This window comes from Oceanobacillus iheyensis HTE831, assembly GCF_000011245.1.
Taxonomy (GTDB): domain Bacteria; phylum Bacillota; class Bacilli; order Bacillales; family Amphibacillaceae; genus Oceanobacillus; species Oceanobacillus iheyensis.
Genome location: NC_004193.1, coordinates 2499451 through 2524703, shown reverse-complemented (window position 1 = coordinate 2524703; position 25253 = coordinate 2499451). Strand labels below are relative to the sequence as shown.

General features: G+C 34.4%; 25 protein-coding genes and 1 tRNA gene. 22 read left to right on the top strand and 4 right to left on the bottom strand.

What is annotated here, in order from left to right; all coding sequences use genetic code 11:
- The first annotated feature begins 1 nt into the window (after window position 1).
- The 11 genes from yvcK (at window position 2) to OB_RS12620 (ending at window position 10682) form a co-directional block, all read left to right on the top strand.
- On the top strand, window positions 2-955 hold the full coding sequence (gene yvcK / locus OB_RS12670) for a gluconeogenesis factor YvcK family protein (protein WP_011066860.1): 954 nt from the start codon (window positions 2-4) through the stop codon (window positions 953-955).
- A gap of 195 nt (window positions 956-1150) precedes the next feature.
- Window positions 1151-2095 carry a DNA-binding protein WhiA gene (gene whiA / locus OB_RS12665; RefSeq protein WP_011066859.1) on the top strand — a complete coding sequence of 315 codons (945 nt, stop codon included), beginning with the start codon at window positions 1151-1153 and terminating at the stop codon, window positions 2093-2095.
- Window positions 2096-2430: 335 nt separating this feature from the next.
- Window positions 2431-2691, top strand: coding sequence for an HPr family phosphocarrier protein (locus tag OB_RS12660; protein ID WP_011066858.1), 261 nt, complete (start codon window positions 2431-2433; stop codon window positions 2689-2691).
- A gap of 185 nt (window positions 2692-2876) precedes the next feature.
- Window positions 2877-3452 carry a TetR/AcrR family transcriptional regulator gene (locus OB_RS12655; RefSeq protein WP_011066857.1) on the top strand — a complete coding sequence of 192 codons (576 nt, stop codon included), beginning with the start codon at window positions 2877-2879 and terminating at the stop codon, window positions 3450-3452.
- A 164-nt stretch (window positions 3453-3616) separates the two neighbouring features.
- The gene (locus tag OB_RS12650; protein WP_011066856.1) at window positions 3617-4351 is read left to right on the top strand and encodes an alpha/beta hydrolase; all 735 of its coding nucleotides are present in this window, start codon (window positions 3617-3619) and stop codon (window positions 4349-4351) included.
- Window positions 4352-4369: 18 nt separating this feature from the next.
- A complete protein-coding gene (locus tag OB_RS12645; protein WP_011066855.1) occupies window positions 4370-5038 on the top strand; it encodes a hypothetical protein in 669 nt (222 codons plus the stop codon).
- A 101-nt stretch (window positions 5039-5139) separates the two neighbouring features.
- Window positions 5140-6675, top strand: coding sequence for a phytoene desaturase family protein (locus OB_RS12640; RefSeq protein ID WP_011066854.1), 1536 nt, complete (start codon window positions 5140-5142; stop codon window positions 6673-6675).
- Window positions 6668-7522 (top strand): phytoene/squalene synthase family protein, encoded by an 855-nt coding sequence (locus tag OB_RS12635; RefSeq protein ID WP_011066853.1) that lies wholly within the window; start codon window positions 6668-6670, stop codon window positions 7520-7522. Before OB_RS12640 ends, OB_RS12635 begins: the two co-directional genes overlap by 8 nt.
- 16 nt (window positions 7523-7538) lie before the next feature.
- Complete coding sequence (locus OB_RS12630; protein WP_011066852.1) at window positions 7539-9023, top strand: phytoene desaturase family protein; 1485 nt, start codon at window positions 7539-7541, stop codon at window positions 9021-9023.
- 16 nt (window positions 9024-9039) lie between these two features.
- Window positions 9040-10167, top strand: coding sequence for a glycosyltransferase (locus OB_RS12625; RefSeq protein ID WP_050750221.1), 1128 nt, complete (start codon window positions 9040-9042; stop codon window positions 10165-10167).
- A gap of 11 nt (window positions 10168-10178) precedes the next feature.
- Window positions 10179-10682: a hypothetical protein gene (locus OB_RS12620; RefSeq protein ID WP_011066850.1), complete on the top strand. Its 504-nt coding sequence runs from the start codon at window positions 10179-10181 to the stop codon at window positions 10680-10682.
- Window positions 10683-10700: 18 nt separating this feature from the next.
- Here OB_RS12620 and clpP read toward each other — a convergent pair whose 3' ends face one another.
- A complete protein-coding gene (gene clpP, locus OB_RS12615; protein WP_011066849.1) occupies window positions 10701-11282 on the bottom strand; it encodes an ATP-dependent Clp endopeptidase proteolytic subunit ClpP in 582 nt (193 codons plus the stop codon).
- Window positions 11283-11522: 240 nt separating this feature from the next.
- Between clpP and OB_RS12610 the strand changes: the two genes are divergently transcribed.
- A tRNA-Arg gene (locus OB_RS12610) sits at window positions 11523-11598 on the top strand.
- Between the two features lie 364 nt (window positions 11599-11962).
- On the opposite strand, the gene OB_RS12600 is transcribed toward OB_RS12610, so the two are convergent.
- Window positions 11963-12514 carry a shikimate kinase gene (locus OB_RS12600; RefSeq protein ID WP_011066847.1) on the bottom strand — a complete coding sequence of 184 codons (552 nt, stop codon included), beginning with the start codon at window positions 12512-12514 and terminating at the stop codon, window positions 11963-11965.
- A 64-nt stretch (window positions 12515-12578) separates the two neighbouring features.
- Window positions 12579-12971 carry a reverse transcriptase-like protein gene (locus tag OB_RS12595; RefSeq protein ID WP_011066846.1) on the bottom strand — a complete coding sequence of 131 codons (393 nt, stop codon included), beginning with the start codon at window positions 12969-12971 and terminating at the stop codon, window positions 12579-12581.
- 181 nt (window positions 12972-13152) lie between these two features.
- Here OB_RS12595 and OB_RS12590 point away from each other — a divergent pair, with 181 nt between their 5' ends.
- The 5 genes from OB_RS12590 (at window position 13153) to OB_RS12570 (ending at window position 19255) form a co-directional block, all read left to right on the top strand.
- On the top strand, window positions 13153-14178 hold the full coding sequence (locus OB_RS12590) for an ABC transporter ATP-binding protein (RefSeq protein WP_011066845.1): 1026 nt from the start codon (window positions 13153-13155) through the stop codon (window positions 14176-14178).
- Window positions 14144-15166 (top strand): ABC transporter ATP-binding protein, encoded by a 1023-nt coding sequence (locus tag OB_RS12585; protein ID WP_011066844.1) that lies wholly within the window; start codon window positions 14144-14146, stop codon window positions 15164-15166. Before OB_RS12590 ends, OB_RS12585 begins: the two co-directional genes overlap by 35 nt.
- Window positions 15163-16824 carry an ABC transporter substrate-binding protein gene (locus OB_RS12580; RefSeq protein ID WP_011066843.1) on the top strand — a complete coding sequence of 554 codons (1662 nt, stop codon included), beginning with the start codon at window positions 15163-15165 and terminating at the stop codon, window positions 16822-16824. Before OB_RS12585 ends, OB_RS12580 begins: the two co-directional genes overlap by 4 nt.
- A gap of 490 nt (window positions 16825-17314) precedes the next feature.
- On the top strand, window positions 17315-18316 hold the full coding sequence (locus OB_RS12575; RefSeq protein WP_011066842.1) for an ABC transporter permease: 1002 nt from the start codon (window positions 17315-17317) through the stop codon (window positions 18314-18316).
- A gap of 15 nt (window positions 18317-18331) precedes the next feature.
- A complete protein-coding gene (locus OB_RS12570; RefSeq protein ID WP_011066841.1) occupies window positions 18332-19255 on the top strand; it encodes an ABC transporter permease in 924 nt (307 codons plus the stop codon).
- Window positions 19256-19440: 185 nt separating this feature from the next.
- On the opposite strand, the gene OB_RS12565 is transcribed toward OB_RS12570, so the two are convergent.
- Window positions 19441-19941 carry a FixH family protein gene (locus OB_RS12565; RefSeq protein ID WP_011066840.1) on the bottom strand — a complete coding sequence of 167 codons (501 nt, stop codon included), beginning with the start codon at window positions 19939-19941 and terminating at the stop codon, window positions 19441-19443.
- 223 nt (window positions 19942-20164) lie between these two features.
- Here OB_RS12565 and OB_RS12560 point away from each other — a divergent pair, with 223 nt between their 5' ends.
- From OB_RS12560 to OB_RS12540, 5 genes are all read left to right on the top strand, one after another.
- Entirely contained in the window at window positions 20165-21136 is a 972-nt protein-coding gene (locus OB_RS12560; protein WP_011066839.1) for a TAXI family TRAP transporter solute-binding subunit, read from the top strand.
- Entirely contained in the window at window positions 21120-21590 is a 471-nt protein-coding gene (locus tag OB_RS12555) for a DUF1850 domain-containing protein (RefSeq protein WP_041544270.1), read from the top strand. Before OB_RS12560 ends, OB_RS12555 begins: the two co-directional genes overlap by 17 nt.
- Entirely contained in the window at window positions 21587-23605 is a 2019-nt protein-coding gene (locus tag OB_RS12550; protein ID WP_011066837.1) for a TRAP transporter permease, read from the top strand. Before OB_RS12555 ends, OB_RS12550 begins: the two co-directional genes overlap by 4 nt.
- Window positions 23606-23660: 55 nt before the next feature.
- Window positions 23661-24566 (top strand): fumarylacetoacetate hydrolase family protein, encoded by a 906-nt coding sequence (locus tag OB_RS12545; RefSeq protein WP_011066836.1) that lies wholly within the window; start codon window positions 23661-23663, stop codon window positions 24564-24566.
- A 350-nt stretch (window positions 24567-24916) separates the two neighbouring features.
- Window positions 24917-25252, top strand: coding sequence for a DUF485 domain-containing protein (locus tag OB_RS12540; protein ID WP_011066835.1), 336 nt, complete (start codon window positions 24917-24919; stop codon window positions 25250-25252).
- The last annotated feature ends 1 nt before the right edge of the window (window position 25253 follow it).

The following is a 25253-nucleotide window of genomic DNA, read 5'->3' as shown; positions in this document are numbered from 1 at the left end:
TATGGGGACAGAAGCCAATCCTAAAGTAGTAGCAATTGGTGGAGGAACTGGAATGCCTGTGTTATTAAGAGGTTTGAAAAAACTTCCTGTTGATTTAACCGCAATTGTTACTGTCGCAGATGATGGCGGTAGTACAGGTAGAATCCGTAATGAGATGGATATACCTGCACCGGGAGATATTCGAAATGTGATTGCTGCTCTTTCTGATGCAGAACCAATGTTATTAGAATTATTTCAGCATCGCTTCTCTCATGGAAATGGATTGTCTGGCCATTCTATGGGAAACCTATTGTTAGCAGCAATGACTTCTGTTACTGGAAACTTTAACAATGGAATTAAGGAAATTTCTCGAGTTCTTAATGTAAAAGGAAAAATTTATCCAATCTCCAATGAAAATATGTCATTACACGCAGAAATGGAAGATGGGGAGATTGTTTCAGGAGAGTCGAATATTCCCCTGGCACAAAAGAAAATAAAGCGGGTATTTCTGGAACCCCAGCCTGTTAAACCTCTGCCAAATGCAGTAAGAGCAATTAAATCTGCAGATCTAATTGTGATTTCTCCTGGTAGTTTATATACTTCTATCATGCCTAATTTAATTGTTCCACAAGTAAAGGAAGCAATCGCTTCTTCAAAAGCAAAGGTTGTTTACGTATGTAATGCTATGACACAAGATGGAGAAACAACTAATTACTCCGCTGCAGATCATGTGAAAGCAATTCATGATCATATTGGTGAACCTTGTATAGATGCAATTGTCGTTCATAATAAAAAAATCCCAGATGAAATTCAAGCCCTTTATAAAAGTGAAAATGCAACACCGGTAACATTTGATGAAACAAGATTAAACAAAATGGGCTTAAATGTGATTGCTGGAAATATTTTAGCTGAGTCGAATGGAAGTTTAAGACATGATAATGAAAAAATAGCATCATTACTCTACAATTTTGTATAATCAGTGTTCCATATGTCATCTACGGTAATTCCTAAATTGAAAACTGATTAGGCCAAAAATCGTTAAGAATATAATTCCATGAACTGCCTGTACATGCCTGTTTTTGTGCAGTTTATGGAATTAGTATTCAGTGAGATTTACGTCCATTACTAATGAGTAAAGTTTTGCTTATAAGAAAAAAAGGGGGGGAGTAATATGTCTTTCGCATCGGAAATTAAAAAAGAATTGACAGCGATAGAAACAGAAGAATGTTGTCAATTAGCAGAACTCGCAGCCTTGGTCAGAATGAATGGAGCAATTTCTATTTCACGCCAAGGCTATTCTCTAGATGTTCAGACGGAGAATGCAGCAATAGCGAGGCGTATTTATACCTTGATTAAGGATAACTATTCAATTGCAGTTGAATTACTCGTCCGAAAAAAAATGAAATTAAAAAAAAATAATGTTTATATTGTTCGATTAAAAGAGGAAGTTCAATTACTTTTAGAAGAACTAGATTTAATAATAAACCAATATACTATTGTTCGGACAATCTCAAATAAATATTTGGAAAAGGACTGCTGTAAAAAGTCTTACTTAAGAGGAGCCTTTTTAGCAGGAGGATCGATGAATAATCCTGAAACCTCCTCTTATCATTTAGAAATCTTTAATTATTATGAAGAACACGCAGAATCCTTACAGAAGTTGTTAAACTCATATGGTCTACATGCACGATTATTAGCTCGAAAAAATGGCTTCATTGTATATATGAAAGAAGCTGAGAAGATAACAGAATTCTTAAGTATTATTGGAGCACATAAAGCGCTATTTAAATTTGAAGACGTGAGAATTGTCAGGGATATGAGGAATTCGGTTAACCGACTTGTGAATTGTGAAACAGCTAACTTGAATAAAACTATAGGAGCGGCGTTTCGACAGATTGAGAATATAAAGCTAATAGAAAGAACTGTTGGACTAGATCAATTGCCTGATAAATTACAAGAAATAGCAAAACTTCGAATACAGTATGAAGATGTTTCATTAAAAGAACTGGGTGAATTGGTTACAAGTGGTGCGATATCAAAATCAGGTGTGAATCACCGTCTGAAAAAAATTGATGAGTTTGCTGAAAAGATTAAACGGGGAGAATCCATAACTTAGACTAGTGATGCGGTAATTAGTGTATTATGATATAATACGATTAATTTCATAATATTTATAATTTAATTAAGTAGAGGTTGGGACAAAAGTAAAACTTTTAGTTGAAGACCAGATGAAAGGGTGAAATATACCTTGAATTCTTGAAAATCAAAATCAATTTTCTTGGTGCAATGTAATGCTGTCGAGGTCTTCTGTGTCCTGTAGAAAGAAGGCATAGCTGAAACCTCGATGCATAAGCAGAATATTTCTGAAGCGGTTTTCTTAAAGTAAATCACTTGAATTCATGACTCAATCTCATTTGATAGCGTTTACGAATATAGGGAAGGATGAGAGTATTGGTAGAAAAATTGGTAACGGTTGAATTAGATACTGGATTACAGGCTAGGCCTGCAGCACAATTTGTTCAAGAAGCAAATCGTTTTTCATCCCATGTCTTTTTAGAAAAAGATGATAAGAAAATAAATGCTAAAAGTATAATGGGACTGATGAGTTTGGCAATAACCAAAGGAGAACAAATAAAGTTAATTGCGGAAGGACCTGATGAGGATACAGCAATTGAACATCTAGAAAAATATGTATACGACGGAGAAGCTTAAAAATATTATAGTAGATAGTATTTCTTAAAAGACTACTAAATTAACAATATAAAGTGTTAATGGTAGTCTGATTTTATGTTCACTATACACTCTCCTTTAATTGAGTATATTTCTGGTTATGATAATGTATATTAATGTAGTAAGTAGAAGACGTAGCTTAATAATTTAAAGGAGTAAGATTAATAATGCCTCGCAATAAAGATGAATATTCAAAAGAGCGTATTTTACAGGTTGCCGAAGAATTGTTTATGAAGAAAGGTTATCGCACTGTTACCACGCGTGAAATCTCAACAAAATGTAAGATATCTCAACCAGCTTTATATTATCATTATCCTGATAAACAATCATTGTATATTGCAATGCTAACGAGATTTGTAAGGAAGATTAAATCTAAATTAAAAGTGATTTCAGTTGAACCTTTAGAACAACGATTGCGGTTAATGTTGGAAATATTAGCTGATGAACATCCTACTAGCATTATGATGATGATTCATGATATATCGGTTGAATTTAAACATGAGAACAAACATAAAATTTATTTATTGTGGAGAGAAACTTACTTAGAACCGTTTATTACCGTATTTGAAGAATTGAAGGAAACAGGGAAACTAAGGAAACATATTGCCCCTGAGGAAGCTGCGAGATTTTGTTTGTTAACGATGGGACAAACAATGTCGACATGGAATGAAAACACACAATCATTATCCACTCAATATGATTTACTTGTTGATTTTATCTTATACGGTACTGTAAATTCATAGTATTTAAATCTTAAGAGGTTAAGGCAAAAATTTAACTTATAAAACTCATTTAGTTGAAGGCTTTTGTTTTAATCTCTTTTTTTTCTGTTTACTTATCAATTGATAAGTAAACAGCATTGTGATATAAAGAAATTAGTTTTTATATTAGTGGAAGAGAGTTTTCTATGAAAAAAATATTAAAAATTATTATACTAGCATTGTTTTTATTAATACTTTTTAGTGGTCTGGCCTTTTATTATTGGACTCAACAAACCTATGAACCAACCAGTACATTAGCAAAATTAGTAGATGAAGATGAGATAATGTATTACAACGACTGGCTAATATTTGAGTCAAAGAGCGAAGAACAAACTAAGGGAGGGATCATTTTATATCCAGGAGCTAGAGTAGAGCCTGAAGCATACAGCTATTACGGTCAAGAATTATCTAAACATGGGTATCTTGTAGCAATACCTAATGTTCGATTTAGTTTACCGATATTAGAAGTTGATAAAGCAGAAGAAATCATTGATAAATATGCTTCATTAGAAAATTGGTTTATTGGAGGTCATTCATTAGGCGGCGTTGCTGCAGCCAGCTATGCAATAGATCATTTGGATGTAATCACAGGTGTTTTTTTCTTAGGTTCTTTTCCAAGCGAGAACATTAATTTTAGTAACACATCTGTACCTATCCTAACTTTGTTTGCAGATCAGGATAGACTTACTACACTTGATAAAATAGATGGTTCGAGTAACTTACTATCGGATAATACGGTGATGAAAGAGATAAGGGGAGGTAATCACTCTCAATTTGGTGTTTACGGTAAACAACAGGGGGATGGTGAGGCAACTATATCGGTAATTGAGCAGCAACACATAGTCATCGAATCTATTTTAGAGTGGGTTAATAACGAATAGTTGTAAGGAGGGGAATAAATGGATAGCTATTTATACATTTTATATACACTAATTTATATTGGTATAATAATCTCTTCATTATATCAAGGAAGGAGTAACTCCTCTTTCTCACGCCGGTCATTTATTTATCTAGTTATTGTTGGACTTATAGTAGACAATTCGATTGTTGCAATGGGTAGATTGATAGGAGAAGGAACTTTTTTAGAAAACATAAGTTATCTTCGTTACTGGATTCATGCATTTTTAACACCAACATTAACTCTGTATTGCGTTGGAATTCTGGAAATATCTAAAAATATTACGATAAAAAAACCAGCGCTATATGGAGCTATAGTAATCACAATTTTGTTAATAACAGTTGAAATACAATCCGAACTTATAAATTTAACGTTACAACCACAGTGGGAATTTAGTGTTTTACGTTATGTACCTATAGAAACAGCTTCTGGACCACCATTAATGATTTTATTTGTTACCATAATACTTCTGTCGTCGGGGGTGCTTTTGTGGATATCTGAGAAATGGGTATGGCTGTTTGTTGGAGCAAGTTTAATGACAATTGGTAGTATTGTATCTTTTCCTATTGATAGTGGAGCAATTACTAACGGGTTTGAAGTAATATTAATTATTTTTTTAGTACTTACAAAACAACATTTAGAAAGAGATGTATACAATACCGAATATTAAATTAATAAATTTTGATATAGATATATTTATAAACTGTTACTAATTTTATAAAAGGGGTAATAAGAGAATTAAGTGACTTATTTTATTACTGGAGGATGTCTATGAAAAATAAGAAAGTAATAGTAATCGGAGCTGGTGTGGCTGGGTTAGCGAGCGCTATACGATTACAACATGCTGGATTCAACGTGGAAGTTTATGAGAAAGAATCGATGCCAGGCGGTAAAATGCATCAAATCACGAAGGATGGATTTACATTTGATCTGGGCCCAAGTATCGTGATGATGCCTGAATTATATCGGGAAGTATTTGAATTGACTGGAAGAAATCCTGATGATTATATCCCGATGGAGCGAATAGATCCAATGTATAATGTTTTCTTTGGTAATACACCTGAAGATCGATATCAGATTTCATCTGATTTAATCCAACTAATTGATGAAATTGAAGCAATTAGTGACAAAGATGCTGCTGGTTTTATTACCTATTTAAATAAAATATATCAACGTTTTCAAATTGCGAAGGATCATTTTATACAACGACCATTTAGACATCCTTGGCAATTTTTTACACCCAAAACATTGTGGAATGGATTAAAACTAAGAACGCTGGGAAATGCAGATAATTTCATAAAAAAATATATTAAAGATGAACGATTACGACAAATGATTAGCTTTCAAACTTTATATATTGGTATCTCCCCTTATAATGGACCTTCCCTTTATACAATAATTCCCATGATAGAAATGCTTTACGGTGTATGGTTTATAAAAGGTGGAATGTACACGATGGCAACATCTATGGAGAAGTTGTTTCTAGAGTTAGGTGGTACTATACATTATAATTCACCGGTTGAAAAAGTGATAATAGAAAAAAAGAAAGCAACAGGTATCAAATTAGAAAACCTTGAAATCAATGCAGATTATGTCGTTTGTAACGCGGACTTCCCATATTCAATGAAAAATTTAATACAAGATATAAAAGCAAAAGGAAAATATACAGATGAAAAAATTGATAAAATGAAGTATTCATGTTCCTGCTTCATTATGTATCTAGGTATGAATAAAAAATACGATGAAGTTAGTAATGTTCATAATTTCTTTTTCAGTGAAAATTTAAAAGAAACGATGGATGATATTTTTACAGGAAAACGATTAGAGGACCCCGCCTTTTATACATATATAGGTTCGAAAATGGATCCTTCACTTGCTCCTGAGGGAAAGGATGGAATATATGTATTAGTTCCGGTTTCTGATTTGTCAACGGCACAGTATAGTTGGGGAGATGAAACAATAGCTTATTATCGAGAAAAGGTGTTTGAAAAATTAGATGAAATTGATGAATTTAAAGGTATTAAAGACGAAGTCATCTCCGAAACCTACATGACACCACTAGACTTTGAATCAAAATTTAATGCTTATAATGGAGCGTGTTTTGGATTACGTCCGACGTTAAGTCAGAGTAATCATTTACGTCCTCAAAGCAAGGCGAAAAACTGTGAAAATTTATATTTCACAGGAAGTAGTACACATCCAGGAGCAGGAGTCCCTATCGTATTATTATCTGCAAAGATTGCTACTGAAGAATTGTTAAAAGATGATAGAGAGCTTGTTTATGGAGAGGATGGAGTACATGCATAATCAACTAATTAAAGATTATAATTTTTGTGAGAAAGTCATAAAAAAACATTCAAAAAGCTTTTATTTCGCCTTTAATAAATTACCAAAAGAGAAAGCTCGAGCAGTGTTTGCAATTTATACATTTTGTAGATATGCGGATGATTCCGTGGATAATTTTAATAATAGTGAAGAAAAACAATCAAAAATAGATAAAATAAGAAAAGAACTAGATTATTTTTCTAAAGGGGAAATAGTAGATAGTCCTCTATGGAGGGCACTAGCAGATGTTTTTGAAAGATACGACATGGATCTTTATCCTTTTTGGGAACAGTTGGAAGGGCAACAAATGGATATTAATTTTCAACAGCCACACACATTACAAGAACTTGAAAACTATTGTAGTTATGTAGCTGGTTCAGTTGGCAGAATGTTAATACCAATTATAGCCTCTCAGTCTATCCGTGATTTAAAAAAAGAAGCAAACGATTTAGGAATAGCAATGCAATTGACCAATATATTGAGAGATGTAGGTGAAGATTTTAAAGAGAATAATAGAATATATTTGCCATTACAGGAAATGTCACTAGTTTGTTACACCCATGTAGACATTTCGGATGGGAAGCGAAATAAAGAATTTATTATGTTATGGGAAAAGCTAGCGAATAGGGCAGAGACTCTTTATGAAAACTTCTTAAACCAATTAGATTACTTCGATAAAGATAGTCAAGTTCCTATTAGGTTATCAGCACAAGTATATCGTGGAATATTAGATGCAATTAGAGGTAATGATTATAACTGCTTTGAATATCGAAATTATGTACCACTACCAACAATGAAACAATGGTTGAATCAAGCTACTAGTATCTAGATTAGGAGTGAATAACGTGAAAAAGGTAATTATTATTGGTGGTGGACTCGGAGGGCTGTCGGCAGCGATTTCAATGGCGCAGTTAGGATACAGTGTAGAACTTTTTGAAAAAAACCATCATCTTGGAGGGAAATTAAATCGTTTAGAACAAGACGGATTTGGTTTTGATTTAGGACCTTCTATATTAACAATGCCACATATTTTTGAAAGATTGTTTGCAAACAGTGGAAAGAGAATGGAAGACTATATATCTATCTATCAATTATCACATGAATGGCGTTCCTTTTTTACAGATGGAACAACGATTGATTTGTATAATAATCCAGACAAGATGCTAAAACAGAACCCATCGCTAACAGAACGAGATATTAAAGAATATAAATCCTTTCTTCAATATGCAAAACAAATTGATGACATTACTACAAAAGGATACTTTGATAAGGGATTAGATACTACTTGGGAAATTATACAGGAACATGGCATGATCCAATCTTTGAAGAAATTTGATCTCACTTCGACAATGTATGAAGGCATAGAAAAAAGAATAACAAATCCAAAATTGCGTTCGATGCTGGCATACTTTATAAAATATGTTGGATCGTCCCCTTACGATGCACCAGCTGTTTTAAATATGCTTATCTATATGCAACATGCTTATGGAGCTTGGTACGTTCCAGGAGGAATGCATAAAATTGCAGAAGGATTAGTAAAGCTTGCAAATGAATTAGATGTTCAAATTCATACGAATTCGGAAGTAACCAAGTTAAAAAAGGATTCTACTGGAAATGTGATCGCCGCAACATTAGCAGATGATTCTGAAATTAAAGGAGATATATTTATTTCTAATATGGAGGTAATTCCAACATATGAGAAATTATTAATGGAGAAATCCTCTTACATTAAAAAATTAACAAAAAAATATGAACCTTCTAGTTCTGGATTAGTATTACATTTAGGGGTTAAGAATTCCTACCCTCAATTGTCGCATCATAACTTTTTCTTTTCACATAATTTAAAAGAGCAGATGAATCAAGTATTTCACAAGCATCAATTACCGGATGACCCTACTATTTATTTAGTGAATACAAATAAGACAGATCCAAATCAAGTGCCGGGACCGGGGTATGAAAATATTAAAATCCTACCTCATATACCGTATATTCAGGATAAACCATTCTCAGACGATGATTATAAACAGTTTAGAGAACAAGTTCTAATAAAACTAGAAAATATGGGGATGCATGGATTAAGAGAAAGTATCGTAACGGAGGATATGTGGACGCCAAATGATATTCAAAGTACGTATTATTCCTATAAGGGTTCTATTTATGGTACTTTGTCGAATAAAAAAATCAATCGAGGCTTCAAACATCCAAAGCAAAGTAGTAAATACGATAATTTGTTTTTTGTTGGTGGTAGTGTAAATCCAGGTGGTGGTATGCCTATGGTAGTATTAAGCGGGCAGCAGGTGAGTGAAAAAATTCATCAGATATTTAGTTAATGTTAAGGGGGAAAAGATGGTAAATATGTCAATTATTCTAAATGTATCCGTTGCTCTAATCATAATTAGTATTGTTAGTGGTTGGTGTATGTTTTTTAGAAATAAAAAATTGTATTTAAATAGAGAAGTCGATCACCTGAAAATGTTATCGGTGATTATACCTGCTAGAAATGAAGGGAGACAAATCGGTCGATTACTAGATTCTATAAACATACAGACATATAAAAAATTAGAAGTTCTAGTTGTTGATGATGGATCAACAGACAATACAGCAGAAATTGTAAGAAGTTTTGGTTATAGAGTAATAAAAAATGAACTAAATAAAGGGTGGGTAGGTAAATCTTCTGCTTGTTGGAAAGGTGCAAATCAAGCGAATGGCGAATATTTATTGTTTTTAGATGCAGACACAGAATTATATAAGCCTGATTCATTGGAAACAATCGTTAATCATTTTGAAGAAAAAGGCAGCAGCGGAATCCTCTCCATTGAACCTTATCATATTGTGAAGAAGTGGTATGAAAGCTTTTCTGTAGTTTTTAATATCATTGTAGTCACAGGTATGAACGTATTTACTCCTATTAAAAGTAAACTTAAACCTGCTGGAGCTTTTGGGCCAACTATTATTTGCTCTAAGGAGGATTATTTTAATTCTGGAGGACATTTTAAGTATTGTGACTCAGTAATGGATAATTTTGGACTTGCAAAAGCAATAGAGGAGAAAGGGTTACCCATACATTGTTACCTAGGAAAGCAAACCATTCATTTTCGAATGTATCCAAATGGAATAAAACAGTTAGTCGAAGGGTGGACTAAAAGTTTCGCAACTGCTTCCGAATCTACGCATCCTTTAGTAATGACGTTAATTAGTATGTGGATATCAGGGGCATTTGTTGCATCACTATTATTAATTATTTCTCCTATGCTTAGTAATAGTAATTGGATAATCATAAGTTTTATATTATATAGTATTTATGCAGTTCAATGTTATGTTTTGGCAAGAAGAGTTGGAAATTTTCCGTTTTTCCCTCATTTCCTTTTCTACCCAGTGTTATTTTTATTTTTTACAATAGTATTTATTCGTTCTCTTTATTTGACGAAAGTGAAGAAATCGGTGAAATGGAAGGGAAGAGATATTGATGTATAGGAGCGCTCATAATGCCTATTGTTGAATTAAGTAATTGGCTCATACTAGTTCTTGATATTATGGCATGGACTTTAATTCATTTAGGAGTTTCTTTGTTTACATTATTACTTCCAGAGAAGACTTTTTACAGTAAAGGAAGACTTTATAAATTACGGTCTTGGGAAATGCAAGGAGGTTTCTGGAAACGAAAGCTCCATGTACATCGCTGGAAATATATTATTCCAGATGGTGCATCTTTATTTAAAAAGGGATTTAAAAAAAAGAAGTTGAATGAAGTTTCCATAGAGTATTTAAAAAAATTCGAAATGGAAACACGAAGAGCGGAATTAACCCATTGGTTATGTATACCACCTGCTTTTTTATTTTTTCTGTGGAACCCAATTTGGGCAGGGTGGATAATGGTTTTATATGCTTGCCTTTTTAATTTCCCTATTATTGTTCTTCAACGATACAATCGTGGTAGGTTGCGAAGGATATTAATCTTAAAAGACACAAAAAATGTTGAGCTAGAGTAAGCTCAACATTTTTAATGACTATTTACGTTCTAGAATTTTATCAATTAAGCCGTATTCCACAGACTGATCAGCAGTCATGAAATTATCACGTTCTGTATCACGTTCAATAACTTCAATAGGTTGACCTGTTTTCTCAGCCATGATTTCATTCATACGACGTTTAATATCAATAATACGTTTTGCATGAATTTCAATATCTGTAGCTTGACCTTGCGTACCACCTAAAGGTTGGTGAATCATGATTTCACTATTTGGTAAAGCAAATCGTTTGCCTTTTTCACCAGCTGTAAGTAGGAAAGCACCCATAGATGCTGCCATACCGATACAAATAGTAGATACGTTTGGCTTAATGAAATTCATCGTATCATAAATCGCCATCCCAGCTGTGATCGAACCACCAGGTGAATTAATGTATAAGGAGATATCTTTATCTGGGTCTTCAGCTTCTAAGAAAAGTAGCTGTGCTACAATGGAATTGGACACATTATCATCAATTCCGCTTCCTAATAAGATAATACGATCTTTAAGTAAACGAGAGTAAATATCATATGCGCGCTCTCCACGGTTAGTTTGTTCAATAACTGTAGGTACTAAATTCATCATACATCCTCCTTTAATTTCCAATTGAAATAGTTCTTCCATGGAATGTGTATACATTTATCATAGCTTATTGGTCAATAAAGGTCAAACAAAAAGTTTAACGAATCATTTACCTTTTCCATGATTCCCCATTTCATTAATTATAAACGTATTCCTTTTTTAATAAAAGCATTAAAAAATCCTTGTTTCTCTGTACGAACGCTTGTATAATAGTGGATGTGTCTTCAAAAATTTAAATATGCGCCCGTAGCTCAGTTGGATAGAGCACTGGTTTCCGGTACCAGGTTTGCCGGGGGTTCGAATCCCTCCGGGCGCGTCAGTTAAACATAAAAAAGACAAGGGATAGATTTTTTCCCTTGTCTTTTTTATATAGTTATGCAAAATCAAATGATTATAGGTTTATTGATATAAAGGAAGTATTGTTAAAATTATTGCATCTTATTTCTGCAATAAAAATCATGATAATCCCTATGATTAAGAAAATAAATGGGATTATCGAAAATATAAATGCTTCAGAAATGATAAGGACAGTAATCAAACCGATAAACATAACGAAGGTAAATTGGATTAAAAAAATGAAGTTGACTTTTTCTTTTGATGCTTGCTTTGTTTTAGTCCATATAAATATTGGTACTATGATGGCTATAACTAAAGTAATTAACCAGAATAGGTAAGCTTTCTCATGAAGTAGGTTCATATATATCCCATGCTAATTTTAGTGATTCGGCGATATAATCGGCAACTTCTTCTATCTCATGATAATCTGTATCTACTCTAGAATGATGTTGCTCATATATTGGCTTTCTGTCTTCATATAATTGTTTCATTTCCTTCATAGTCTTGCCTTGAAGTACTGGTCGACTTTCCATTAAAAGTTCGATACGGTCTTTCCAACGATCCCAAGACAAATCGAGATAAAATATAATACTAGAGTTTAAACAAATTTCTTGTATTTCCTTTTGTAAAAATGCTCCTCCACCTAAAGAAACAACTTTTAATCGTTGTTGGCATATTTCAGATATAATATCTTTTTCCGCATTGCGAAATGTTTTTTCTCCATATAATCGAAAAATATCTTTAGTTGGCATCTTGAATCTTTTTTCGATTTCTTCATCAATATCTATAAAATCACGGTATAATTTTTTTGCTACCGTCTTACCAATCGTCGTTTTTCCAACGCCCATAAAACCTATTAAAACTATACTTTGTTCTCTTAATGGAAACTTCCCCATGTTGTTCCTCCTACATACAATCTTTACGTTATTATAATGGAATAAATCTAAGTTTGCACGAATTTTAAGGATGATGCTGAATGGCTTTTTTTGCAAGTTTATCCGCATGATAATTCTTCTTTTCAGGAATCCATTTGATAAAGAAGAATGGAAACTCTGATGAGACTTGATTTATTGTATGCAATAAGGATTGAAACACTATATTTTTAGTATGGCCTTTTTCAATTAAGTCTGCTGCTACCTTAGAATCTGTCCGAAATGACAATATCTCGTTAGGAAAATGTTCCTTACATACTTGTAGTCCATGAATGATTGCATGGAATTCTGCTTCATGATTTGACATAGAAGGAAGCGGTATAGAATATTGATAGCTTTGTTTGCCATCTTTTATATAGATTCCCGCTCCGCCAATGCCTGGATTCCCTAATGTTGCTCCATCTGTATATACCTCAATCATTATGAACACCTCAAACTGTTAACTTTAAAATACTTATACAGTATATAAGATTTTCAAATAAAATGAAAACAGTGTAAAAATATTAGTAACATACTAAATAATATTTATGTTGCAATTTTAGGTAATTTTCAGTATATTATAAGAAACTCTTTTCAATATAGAAAAAAGGGGGGGAGAATCTTTGTCTGAAGTAATTCTTGAATTAAAGAATCTCAGTACTCACTTTACGACAAAGAAGGAGATAGTTCCCGCTGTCGATCGAGTGAGTTTGCAAATAAAAAAAGGAGAGGTAGTTGGGATTGTTGGAGAATCAGGTTCAGGGAAAAGTGTAACATCTCTATCAATTATGAAATTAATACCTAACCCTCCAGGAAAGATTGTAGAAGGCGAGATCATGTTTAAAGGAGAAGATTTAACACAGGCAACAGAGAAAAAAATGAAAAAAATACGTGGTAATGAAATATCAATGATATTCCAAGAGCCAATGACTTCTTTAAATCCACTTTTTACGATTGGTAATCAAATGTGTGAAGCGATTCGTTTACATCATAAGATGAAAAAGAAAGAAGCAATTGATAAATCAATAGATATGCTGAAATTAGTAGGTATAGCAAGAGCTGAATCCATCGTTAATGAATATCCCCATCAACTCTCTGGGGGTATGAGACAAAGAGTTATGATTGCTATGTCGATGGCTTGTAATCCAGAGTTATTAATAGCGGATGAACCTACAACAGCGTTGGATGTAACGATCCAAGCACAAATTTTAGACCTAATGAAGAATTTGAATGATGAGCAAGGTACAGCAATTTTATTAATTACACATGATTTAGGTGTAGTAGCTGATATATGTGATCGAGTAGTCGTAATGTATTCTGGACAAGTTGTTGAACAAGGAACAAAGCGTGAAGTGTTGAAAGACCCGAGACATCCTTATACGAAAGGACTTATACGCTCTCTGCCAAACTTACGAGAAAAAGAACAGCAACTTTATTCTATACCAGGTACAGTTGCTAAACCAAATCTTGAACAAGTTGGATGCAGGTTTGCTCCTAGGTGTGAATTTGCATATGAGCGTTGCTTTAAAGAAAACCCAGATTTGTATGATATAGGTGAAGGCAGAACAAGTAGATGTTTTCTTCAAGATGAAATAGAAGGGGGAGTTCTAGCTAATGGCTCAACACAATCAACCCCTCTTGGAGGTTAGAAGCCTTAAGAAATACTTTCCTGTTAAAGGTGGCGTTTTGGGACGCTCTGTAGGAGAGGTGAAAGCAGTTGATGATGTAAGTTTTGAAGTATACCCTGGGGAGATTTTAGGAATAGTCGGTGAGTCTGGTTGCGGTAAATCTACTACAGGCAAAGCAATTTTACGGTTAATCGAACCGACGGAAGGAGAAGTAATCTTTCAAGGAAAAGATATTACCAAACTGAACGCTGAGCAAATGAGATTGCTTAGGAAAGATATGCAAATTATTTTTCAAGACCCCTATGCATCCTTAAATCCAAGACATACTGTCGAGAAAATCATTAATGAACCGTTAATGATTCATACGGATGCCAAAAAAGCAGAAAGAAGAAAAAGGATAAAAGAATTATTGGAGGTTGTGGGGCTTAGTCCTTATCATGCCTCACGTTATCCCCATCAATTTAGCGGTGGACAGAGGCAACGTATTGGGATTGCGCGGGCACTTGCTAATAATCCGAAACTAATAATATGTGACGAACCTGTATCTGCTTTGGATGTTTCCGTACAATCCCAAGTGTTAAATTTAATGGAAAAACTTCGCGATGAATTCCAGTTAACATACATATTCATAGCGCATGATTTAAGTGTAGTAAAGCATATAAGTGATCGTGTTGGTGTGATGTATCTAGGAAAAATGGTGGAAATTGCACCTAAAGATCAGTTATACGATAATGCGAAACATCCATACACGCAAGCATTGTTATCAGCAGTGCCTGATCCTGATCCAGATGTTCAACGAGAGAGAATTATTTTAGAAGGCGATGTTCCAAGTCCACAGGATCCACCAAGCGGATGTCCATTTCATACAAGATGTCCGATGGCAATGGACATATGTAGACAAGAGTTACCGCAGTTTTTACCAGTTGAGGATAATCATGTTGTTGCTTGTCATTTATATAGTGATGAACAGCAATATTTATCAAAACAAAAAGAGGGGGAACTAGTATGAAAAAGAAATATCTGATTTTGTTAATGCTTGCATTTGTATTATTGATAATGGCTGCATGTTCCGGCGATGGTGGAGCAAATCCGGAAGATGCTAATGATGATGCAGGAACAGAAGATAATGGTTCTGATGCTTCCGCTTCTGAGGATCAAGTACTTGTTTTTGCACGAGGTGGAGATTCTGAAAGTTTAGATCCTGGGAGTACCACTGATGGAGAATCCTCAAGAGTAACTAGACAAATTCTCGAAAGTTTACTAGATTTTGATAAAGAATCGTTCGAAATAAAACCAGGTTTAGCACATGATTGGGATATATCAGAAGATGGTCTTACGTACACTTTCTATTTAGAAGAAGGGGTTACTTTCCATGATGGGACAGATTTTAATGCTGAAGCTGTAAAAACGAATTTTGAACGCTGGGCAGATCCAAATCATGAGTATGCCTTTACGGATGAAGGATTTGTTTACAATATTTACGGTACGATGTTTGGCGGTTTTGAAGGTGATGAAGGACATGTTATAGACGAAATCAATGCGGTTAGTGAACATGAAGTGGAATTCGTATTAAAAGAACCACTAGGATTCTTTTTACAGAATCTAGCGATGTCTTATTTTGCAATAACTTCTCCTGCTGCCTTAGAGGAATATGGTCCAGATATTACTGAAAACCCAGTGGGTACAGGGCCGTTTAAATTTAATAATTGGAGTAAGAATGACTCCATTGTATTAGATAAGTTTGAAGATTATCGAGTTGAAGGGCTTCCTAAACTAGATCAGGTTATTTTCCAAGTAATACCGGATAATTCAGCACGACTAATTGCTTTGCAATCAGGTGAAATTGATATGATGGATGGTTTAAATCCGGATGATGCTGCTGGTCTCGAAGGGGAAGAAGGAATTGAATTATTAACTCGTGGTGAGAATAACTTTGGATATGTAGGATTCCATACCCAAAAAGAACCAGTTGATCAAAAAGAAGTGAGACAGGCAATTAATTATGCAATTAATAAACAAGCAATCGCTGATGCATTATATGCGGGTTATGCAACTACTGCAAAGAACCCACTGCCACCAAGCTATCTAGGATATAACGATGGAGTAGAGGGATATGAATATAATCCTGATCGAGCGAGAGAATTGTTAGAGGAAGCAGGACACGCAGACGGTCTTGAAATTGAATTAATGATTTCTCCAACCGCTCGACCTTACATGCCAGATCCGGAAACAGTTGCTCAAATTGTACAAGAAAACCTATCTGAAGTTGGTATTGAGTTAACAATTACGTCACATGAATGGGCTCCATACCTCGAGTTAACAGAACAAGGAGAACACCAAATGTACATTTTAGGATGGTCTGGTACAAATGGTGATCCGGATTATTTCCTAAGTAGTTTATTGCATAGCTCTAACATTGGAAGTAGTAACAATACGTTCTATGAAAACTCTGAAGTAGATGATTTATTAAATCAGGCTAAACGTGCGGTTGATCAAGATGAACGTGCAGATTTATATATGCAGGCTCAAGAATTAATATCTGAAGATTCACCAATGGTGACACTTGTGCACTCGACGCCGGTAATGGCTATCTCGTCAAATGTACAAAATTATGTTCCACACCCATCTACAAGTGAATCCTTAGCAGAAGTACAATTAGGAGAATAAAGGTAAGAGGTTGGGATAAAAGTATAGCAATTGATAAATTCGAATGGGTGACTTTGTACACCCGTTCAGAAATACAATGTGCTTATCTAACGGCGGATGGTGAGCCTTCAGATGCTTATGCATAGCATCTGGGTCTCACCTATGCCTTCTTTCCACAGAACAAGGAACATCTCGACAGCATTGCATTGATCGTAAGCAGAAAATCGATTTTTGATTTTAAGGATTCTCCGTATATTCTTACGCTCATTTAATTATTCTTTTTATTTTATAGTTTTGTCACATTAACTTTTTCTTAGTATGTAACCATAAACTACTTCGATTCGAACAATGAATCTACAAATATTATTTAATTGTTGACGTAAGAAGTAGATTTATAGGCTTTACCCCAAAATAATCATCGTTTGTGTGTGCAAATAACCCATACTTTTTGATTATCTATGGACCTTTAACACATAGAATAAAGTGAAAACCATTAGTCTGAGGTGATGATATGCTAGCTTACATAGGTCGTAGATTATTAATGCTCATACCAGTTCTACTCGGAATGACGATTATAACATTTTCCATTGTACATTTAATTCCTGGTAATCCAGCTAAGGTTATACTAGGAGAAACAGCCACGGAACAATCCATAAAAAGCCTTGAAGAATCCATGGGGTTAAATGAACCGTATCTTGTACAATATTCTCGCTATCTCGGTGATTTGGTACAAGGCGATTTGGGGACTTCGTTACGAACAAAGGCAGATATTTCAAGTGAAATTTGGCCTTATATAGCTGCTACATTCGAATTGACACTTTTTGCAATGCTTTTTGCTATTGTAATTGGTGTAAATGCAGGAATTATTAGTGCTTGGAAGCAAAACTCCTGGTTTGATTTTCTTGCTATGTTGTTTGCTTTAATTGGGGTGTCAATGCCTGTATTCTGGCTTGCGCTTATGGAGCAATGGGTATTTGCACAAGAACTCGGATGGTTGCCTGCAAATAGTAGACAGAACCCAAGGGATCCAATAGCTGTAATTACTCACTTCTATGTTCTTGATTCTCTAATTCATCTTGATTTTGAACGAACATTAACTATCTTAAAACATTTAGTATTACCTAGTATTGCATTAGGAACTATACCAATGGCGATTATTGCTCGTATGACAAGATCAAGTATGTTAGAGGTAATGAAATCAGACTACATTAGAACAGTGCGTGCAAAAGGATCAGGTCAATTTTTAGTCATTTATAAGCATGCATTAAAAAATGCAATTATACCTGTTATTACTGTTATTGGACTACAAACTGGAGTGCTATTAGGTGGAGCAATATTAACAGAAACAATATTTAGTTGGCCAGGTATAGGAAGGTATGTATATGAAGCAATTAGTTTCCGAGATTATCCTGTAATTCAATCTGGAATTTTAGTGATTGCATTTTTATTTGTCATTATTAATCTAATTGTAGATATTTTGTACAAGAAAATTGATCCAAGGATTAATTATTAAGGGGGATGGAAAATAATGAAGAGCAAACATTCACATGCAGAACAGCAAACTGCTGATCCATCTCTTGTAAGTCAATTACAACAAGATCATATAGAAGAAATTAGCCCTTGGAAGGAGACGCTTTCTAGTTTATTTAAAAGTCGTTTAGCTATAGTTGGTATTATTATCCTGTTTTTATTTTTAGTAATTGCAATTATAGGTCCCTTACTGACACCTTATGATTATGCAGAACAAGACCTTACCAATAGACTTCAGTCCCCATCAAGTGAACATTTACTCGGTACAGATCATATTGGTCGAGATATAGCTACTCGAATTATTTATGGGGCCTCTGTTTCACTGCAAGTAGGATTTTATGCTGTTACAGGGGCACTTCTCTTTGGTACATTACTTGGTATTATTGCAGGATTCTTCGGGAAATGGGTGGATATGATCATATCTCGAATGTTTGATATTTTACTTGCTTTTCCTAGTATTTTATTAGCTATTGCGATAGTAGCTATACTTGGACCATCTTTAGAAAATGCATTAGTAGCTATTGCCATTGTTAACATACCCATTTTCGGTAGATTAGTAAGGTCCAAAGTAATTAGTTTACGAGAAGAAGAATACATTATGGCGGCACGTGCTCAAGGAATGAAGAATGGAAGGATCATTTTTCAACATATATTGCCGAATAGTACGGCTCCTATTATCGTACAAGCTACGTTGAGTTTTGGTACTGCAATTATAGAAGCTGCCGCTTTAGGATTTCTTGGCTTGGGTGCACAACATCCTACTCCAGAATGGGGAAGAATGCTTGCTGATGGCAGAGCATTTCTTCAGTTAGCACCGTGGACTTTAATTGCACCCGGTTTATGTATAATGTTAGTTGTTTTAGCTTTTAATTTAATTGGAGATGGCTTACGAGATGCATTGGATCCAAAGATGAAACATTAGAAGTTAGAGTCGGAGTGCAAGAACGGATTTATTAAGACACTGGTAAATAAAAAAATATGCGCTACTTCAAATAAGCAGAAAATGAGATCTTAGAGTTTTTCCTCTAAGATCTCATTTAGCTTTCAGTACGGGAATCAGAGATATATTTTCTTCAGTATTAAAGCTATTTTTAATGTTTATTTCTATTATTCATGATCATCATGGTTTTCTGATTCATGTCCTTCTTCATGATGTTCGTGATCCATTTCGTCATGCTCGTCTTCTTCTGAGGGAGTTGCATTTCCTACAATTACTGTCTTAAATGGCATACTATGTATCGCTTCTGCAGTTGTATGTGCATACATTTCGTATACTTTTTCTTCTTCAAAAGTATACGATGCAGTATAAGTACCATTTTCCTGATGTTTTCCCTCTAATTCAACACTTTGGTCACTATTCCCTTGTGTCCACACTTCAAAAATCACTTCATCAGCGTCTTCAACAGGGGCATCGCCATAAGTTACATGTGCAGTTAAATCAATTGTTTCTCCTGTTTCTACGTGTTCAGGGATATCAAAGTCAACTTTAAGTTCTTTAACAACATCATCTAAATTCTCATTATTTCCATTCGTATCTTCCTCATTCTGAGAACATGCTGCCAGGAAGAAAAATAAAACGGATACAAAAATTAGTGCTTTAAATTTCATTATACATTTCCCTCCGAAAAAATTAGTTCAAACAATAAATCTATTATTGAGTATAGCATACATTTATCATTCTATTTTGAACGTTTAATGACAACATATATACAATTCACTAGTGTATAACCTATTTTGTTAAAAATGCCACTATATTGACTTTACAGAAAAATTAAACTAATATATTTATTGAAAACGCTTAATAAAATGAAGGAAATAAGGGGGAAGGAAAATGAAAAAGATTTGGGCAATATTATTGGTATTATTATTTATTCCTATTATTACTGCGTGTGGAGAAGATAACGAAGACGCAGAAGGTGAAGCTGGGGAAGGTTTAGAGACAAACATAGTTACAATAGCTACAGGTGGTTCATCTGGTCCTTATAATATAATAGGGACAACATTAGCGGAAGAATATAGTAGTGTTTTTGGTATAAATTCTAGAACACAAACAACAGGGGCATCCGTTGAAAATGTTAACTTAATGGAACAAGATAAGATAGAAATGGCATTTACAATGAGTGACGTTGTAAGCCAAGCAATTGCAGGAGAAGTTAGTTTTGAGCAACCTGTAGAGAAAGTAAATCAAATTGCGTCGTTATATCCTAATTACGTTCAAATTGTAACAACTGCTGATTCGGGAATTGAAACGTTTGAAGATTTAAAAGGGAAGCGAATTGCTGTTGGTGACCAAAATTCTGGTGTTGAAGTTAATGCACGAACTTTACTAAATGGTCATGGTATTACTTATGATGATATTGAAGTAGATTATCTAGGTTATGCAGAAGCTGCTGATGGATTACGTGCTGGCCAATTAGATGCTGCATTTTTAACAAGCGGACTACCTAATGCTTCGTTAATGGAATTATCGGAAACATTAGATATTCGTCTTGTAACAATAAACCCTAAAGATGTGGAGTCGATTGCACAAGATGCTTCTTATTTTGTAGCGTTAGATATTCCTGCAGATACATATGGGAATGAGGAGCCAATACCTACAGCTGCGATTATGAATGCTTTAGTAGTTCATGCGGATATGAGTGAAGAAGATGTATATCAATTAACCAAGACGTTCTTTGAAAGTTTGGAGACATTAGGGAATTCTCATCAAGCTGCAACAGATATTTCATTAGAGGCCGCTCAAGAAGGACATGTTGCGCCTTTACATCCTGGTGCTGAGCGTTATTATGAAGAACAAAAATAAATGGATTGTAGGGGGTGCAATTACGGTTGTACTCCTATTTTTCCTCTTTAGCAAGGTTACTGTGATAGAAGTGAAAATTGATGGGGACAGTTATTATATTAATGATAACGAATTTAAATTAAAGTGGATTCATTCCGTTGAAAAAGAAGAATGGGTTGAAGAATATGAAATTAAACAAAATAAATTAACTCTAGTAGAAACTTATTTTAAGACTTTTGGTGCTGGTGTGCCTACACAAGGAGAAATTATACCTTCTTCAGATGGTTATATACATATGAAAATGGATGTAAGCTATAGAGAAATAAATATAGCAGTGTCTGAAAATGTGCAAACGACTTTGTCTACGGATCAAAAGGAAGTTCATCTATACGAATTAACAGAAAATTATAATAATGTAGTTTTAACGGTAAGAGATATATTTAGATGGAGAGTATGGGAGGGGGAAACGTTATGAGCAAAAAACAACAGAAATCAAAAAAGGATGGTCAAGGTAATTCCACACAAGATATATTAGAGAAATTTGATAGTGAATCCAGAGTCCGCAACATTACCAATAAGAAAATTGCTTTACTAGTTACTTTACTTGCGATTCTTTATTCACTTTATCATTTATATGTTACTGTAAATCCTATTCCAGCATTATTACAACGATCTATCCATATGTCATTTGGGATAGCATTAATATTTCTAATTTATCCTAGCTTCAAGAAACAATATCGAGGTAAAATACCATATTACGATTGGTTACTATTCACATTAAGTATTGCTTCGGCTCTGTATTTAATGTTGGAATATAATGCTTTGATGACAACACGTGGTGGAATACCTAATATGGCAGATATCCTGTTTGCGATACTGACGGTTCTCTTAGTACTAGAAGCTGCCAGGCGCGTTACAGGATGGATTCTTCCTATTCTTGCATTAATTTTTCTGGCATATCCTTTCTTTAGCCATAATATATGGGTGCCTGATATGTTAATGACCAGGCCCTTTGATTTAGGAGATATTTTTGGACAATTATATTTAAAAACAGAGGGTTTATTTTCAACAGCGATTGGTGCATCTGTTCAGTTTATCTTTCTTTTTATTCTATTTGGTGCTTTTTTAGCGAAGTCTGGTATGGGACAGCTATTCAATGATTTAGCAATGGCTCTAGCTGGTAGTAAGCAAGGCGGGCCAGCTAAAGTAGCTGTAATCTCTAGTGGCTTTATGGGTAGTATAAATGGCGCGGCAGTAGCTAACGTAGTTGGAACTGGAGCATTTACAATTCCATTAATGAAAAGAATTGGATACTCTAAAAACTTTTCTGGAGCAGTCGAGGCAAGTGCATCGATTGGTGGACAAATTTTGCCACCGATTATGGGGGCGAGTGCCTTTATAATGGCAGAAACGACAGGGATTGCATATGGGACAATTGCACTTGCCGCCTTAATACCAGCTGTTCTATATTTCTTGGGTGTAATCATGCAAGTACATTTTCGAGCGGGAAGAAGAAATCTGAAAGGAATACCAAAGGCAGACTTACCAAGAGTAAAAGAAGTATTAAAAGAAAGAGGACATCTTCTCTTACCAATTGTAGGTTTGATCATATTTCTTTATATGGGAGTACCTGTTGGGTTTGCTGCTCTTTATACGATTGGTTTAACAATTGTTATCGCAGCATTACGAAAAACAAGTAGAATGGGAATCAAAGATATTTTCAAAGCACTAGAAGACGGTGCGAGACAGTCACTGGCTGTAATGGTTGCTTGTGCAGTAGTAGGTATTATTATTGGTGTTGTGAACTTAACAAGTTTCGGTACTGTAATGACCTCAGCAATTACTAGCTTTGGTGCAGGATCTTTATTTCTTACTCTTTTCTTAACGATGATCGCTTCGATTATTTTAGGAATGGGATTACCATCTATTCCAGCGTATATCATTACTGCTACAATGACTGCCCCAGCTTTGGCTGAATATGGGGTACCGGTGCTCGTAGCGCATCTATTTGTTTTTTACTTTGGTATCTTTGCAAATATCACACCACCTGTAGCATTAGCAGCATTTGCAGGAGCAGGTATATCTGGCGGAGATCCTATGCGTACAGGTTTTACGGCACTGCGGCTATCCTTAGCTGGGTTCCTGATTCCTTATATGTTTGTATACAACCCTGCGATGTTATTTATAGATCCATCAGGATTAGCAGTAAATGCAACAGAATTTCCATTTCCTCCAATAATTGATGTAGCCTTAATTACCGTTACGGCTATAATCGGGATAATTGGCTTTGGAGCAGCTTTAGAAGGATTTTTTAAAATGGAATTGCAGTGGATGGTTCGTCTCATCCTAGGGATTGGCTCGTTACTATTGATTATACCAGAGGGTTTTACAGATATTATTGGAATAATTATAGTAATGCTTATATTTGGATGGAAGACTATTCAATATAAAAAGCAGGAAACTGTATCTTCTACAAAGTCGGCAAGTTAAGTCGATTTATAGGAATCATTGATTTATACTATGAAGTAGAATGGGGGAATGGGGAATGAAACTTGTAAGTTATCGAAAAAAAGAATCCGACTCTAGTTTTCGTATGGGTTTTATCACGGACAATGAAGAAGTAGTGGATGTACATCTTGCATCACAACATGCAATCCAAGCCGGAAATACAACGATAGAATTACCTTTTCAACCTGAGTTATTTTATCAAAAAGGACAAGATTTTATTGATGAGGCAACCAAATTATTTGGAAGTAGTAATCATCGTGATTTTACTTATTCTTTGAATGAAATTCAACTAGGTATGCCATTAGGTACAGCTAGGAAAGTTATTTGTGTCGGGAAGAATTATGCAGAGCATGTCGCTGAAATGAAAAGTGAAATCCCAGAATTTCCAGTACTATTTGCTAAATTTGATAATGCGATTATCGGCCCAGAAGAGGAGATACATTATTCATCATTAACTGAAAAATTGGATTATGAAGTTGAATTAACGATTGTTATTGGGAGAGAAGCTTCCCATGTATTCGAAGAAGAAGCATTGGATTATGTAGCTGGCTATACAATTGGAAATGACACTTCTGCTCGAGATTTACAGAAGCGTACACCTCAATGGTTACAAGGTAAAAGCTTGGATCATACGACGCCAATTGGACCGTGGGTTGTAACAAAAGATGAAATTGTAGATCCTGGTAATTTGACTATCGCATCCTATGTTAATAATGAAAAACGTCAATACTCCAATACCAAACATTTAATTTTTTCTGTGCCATACCTCGTGTCATTTATTTCAAATCTAATTACTTTGAAACCAGGAGATATAATTATGACAGGTACTCCTGATGGGGTAGGATTTGCAATGGATCCTCCAGGATATGTAAAAGATAAGGATAAAGTTAAGTTAGAAATTGAAGGAATAGGTATAATGGAAAACATGGTTAAAAAAGTTTAATAGGTGAGCAGCTTCATGTAAAAAGAACTGCAATGCTAACTTTAATATGATGGTATCGGCAATAATGAAATGGGATTAGTTTTTAAATATTATATAACTAACTACGTATTCCGAACTTTGTTCTAAGAACAGAGTTCGGATTTTAATATGTTCAAAATGTTTAAGTAAAACTACGCTATTTGGTAATAAATGCCTAATATTGGACTATTAACGTTATTAAAGTTAAAGACTATATTCTTAATTTTAGAATACTTTTATTTAATAGATTGAATTTTTGATTTAATTATTTTATTATGTATTTAATGAAATTTCTTACATTTATATCCATTTTTACAAAGGAGGAATTATGCTTGCCAGTAAAAGTTGAAAGCGATTACAAGAAAAATACTGATTTTAAAAAGGTCGAAAATAGTAGAAAGTTTAAGGAATTAATTAATCAACGAAAGAAATTTATTATTCCACTTACTATTTTTTTCTTAGTGTTTTATTTTGCTTTACCCATTATGACTTCGTATAGCACGATACTTAACCAATCTGCTATAGGTGATATTTCTTGGGCCTGGCTGTTTGCTTTTGCCCAGTTTGTAATGACATGGGTGCTTTGTATCGTTTATGTGAAACGATCTGCAAAATTTGATAAACAGGCTGATGAGATCATCGAAGAAGAAATAGAAGGGGAGAGGTAAT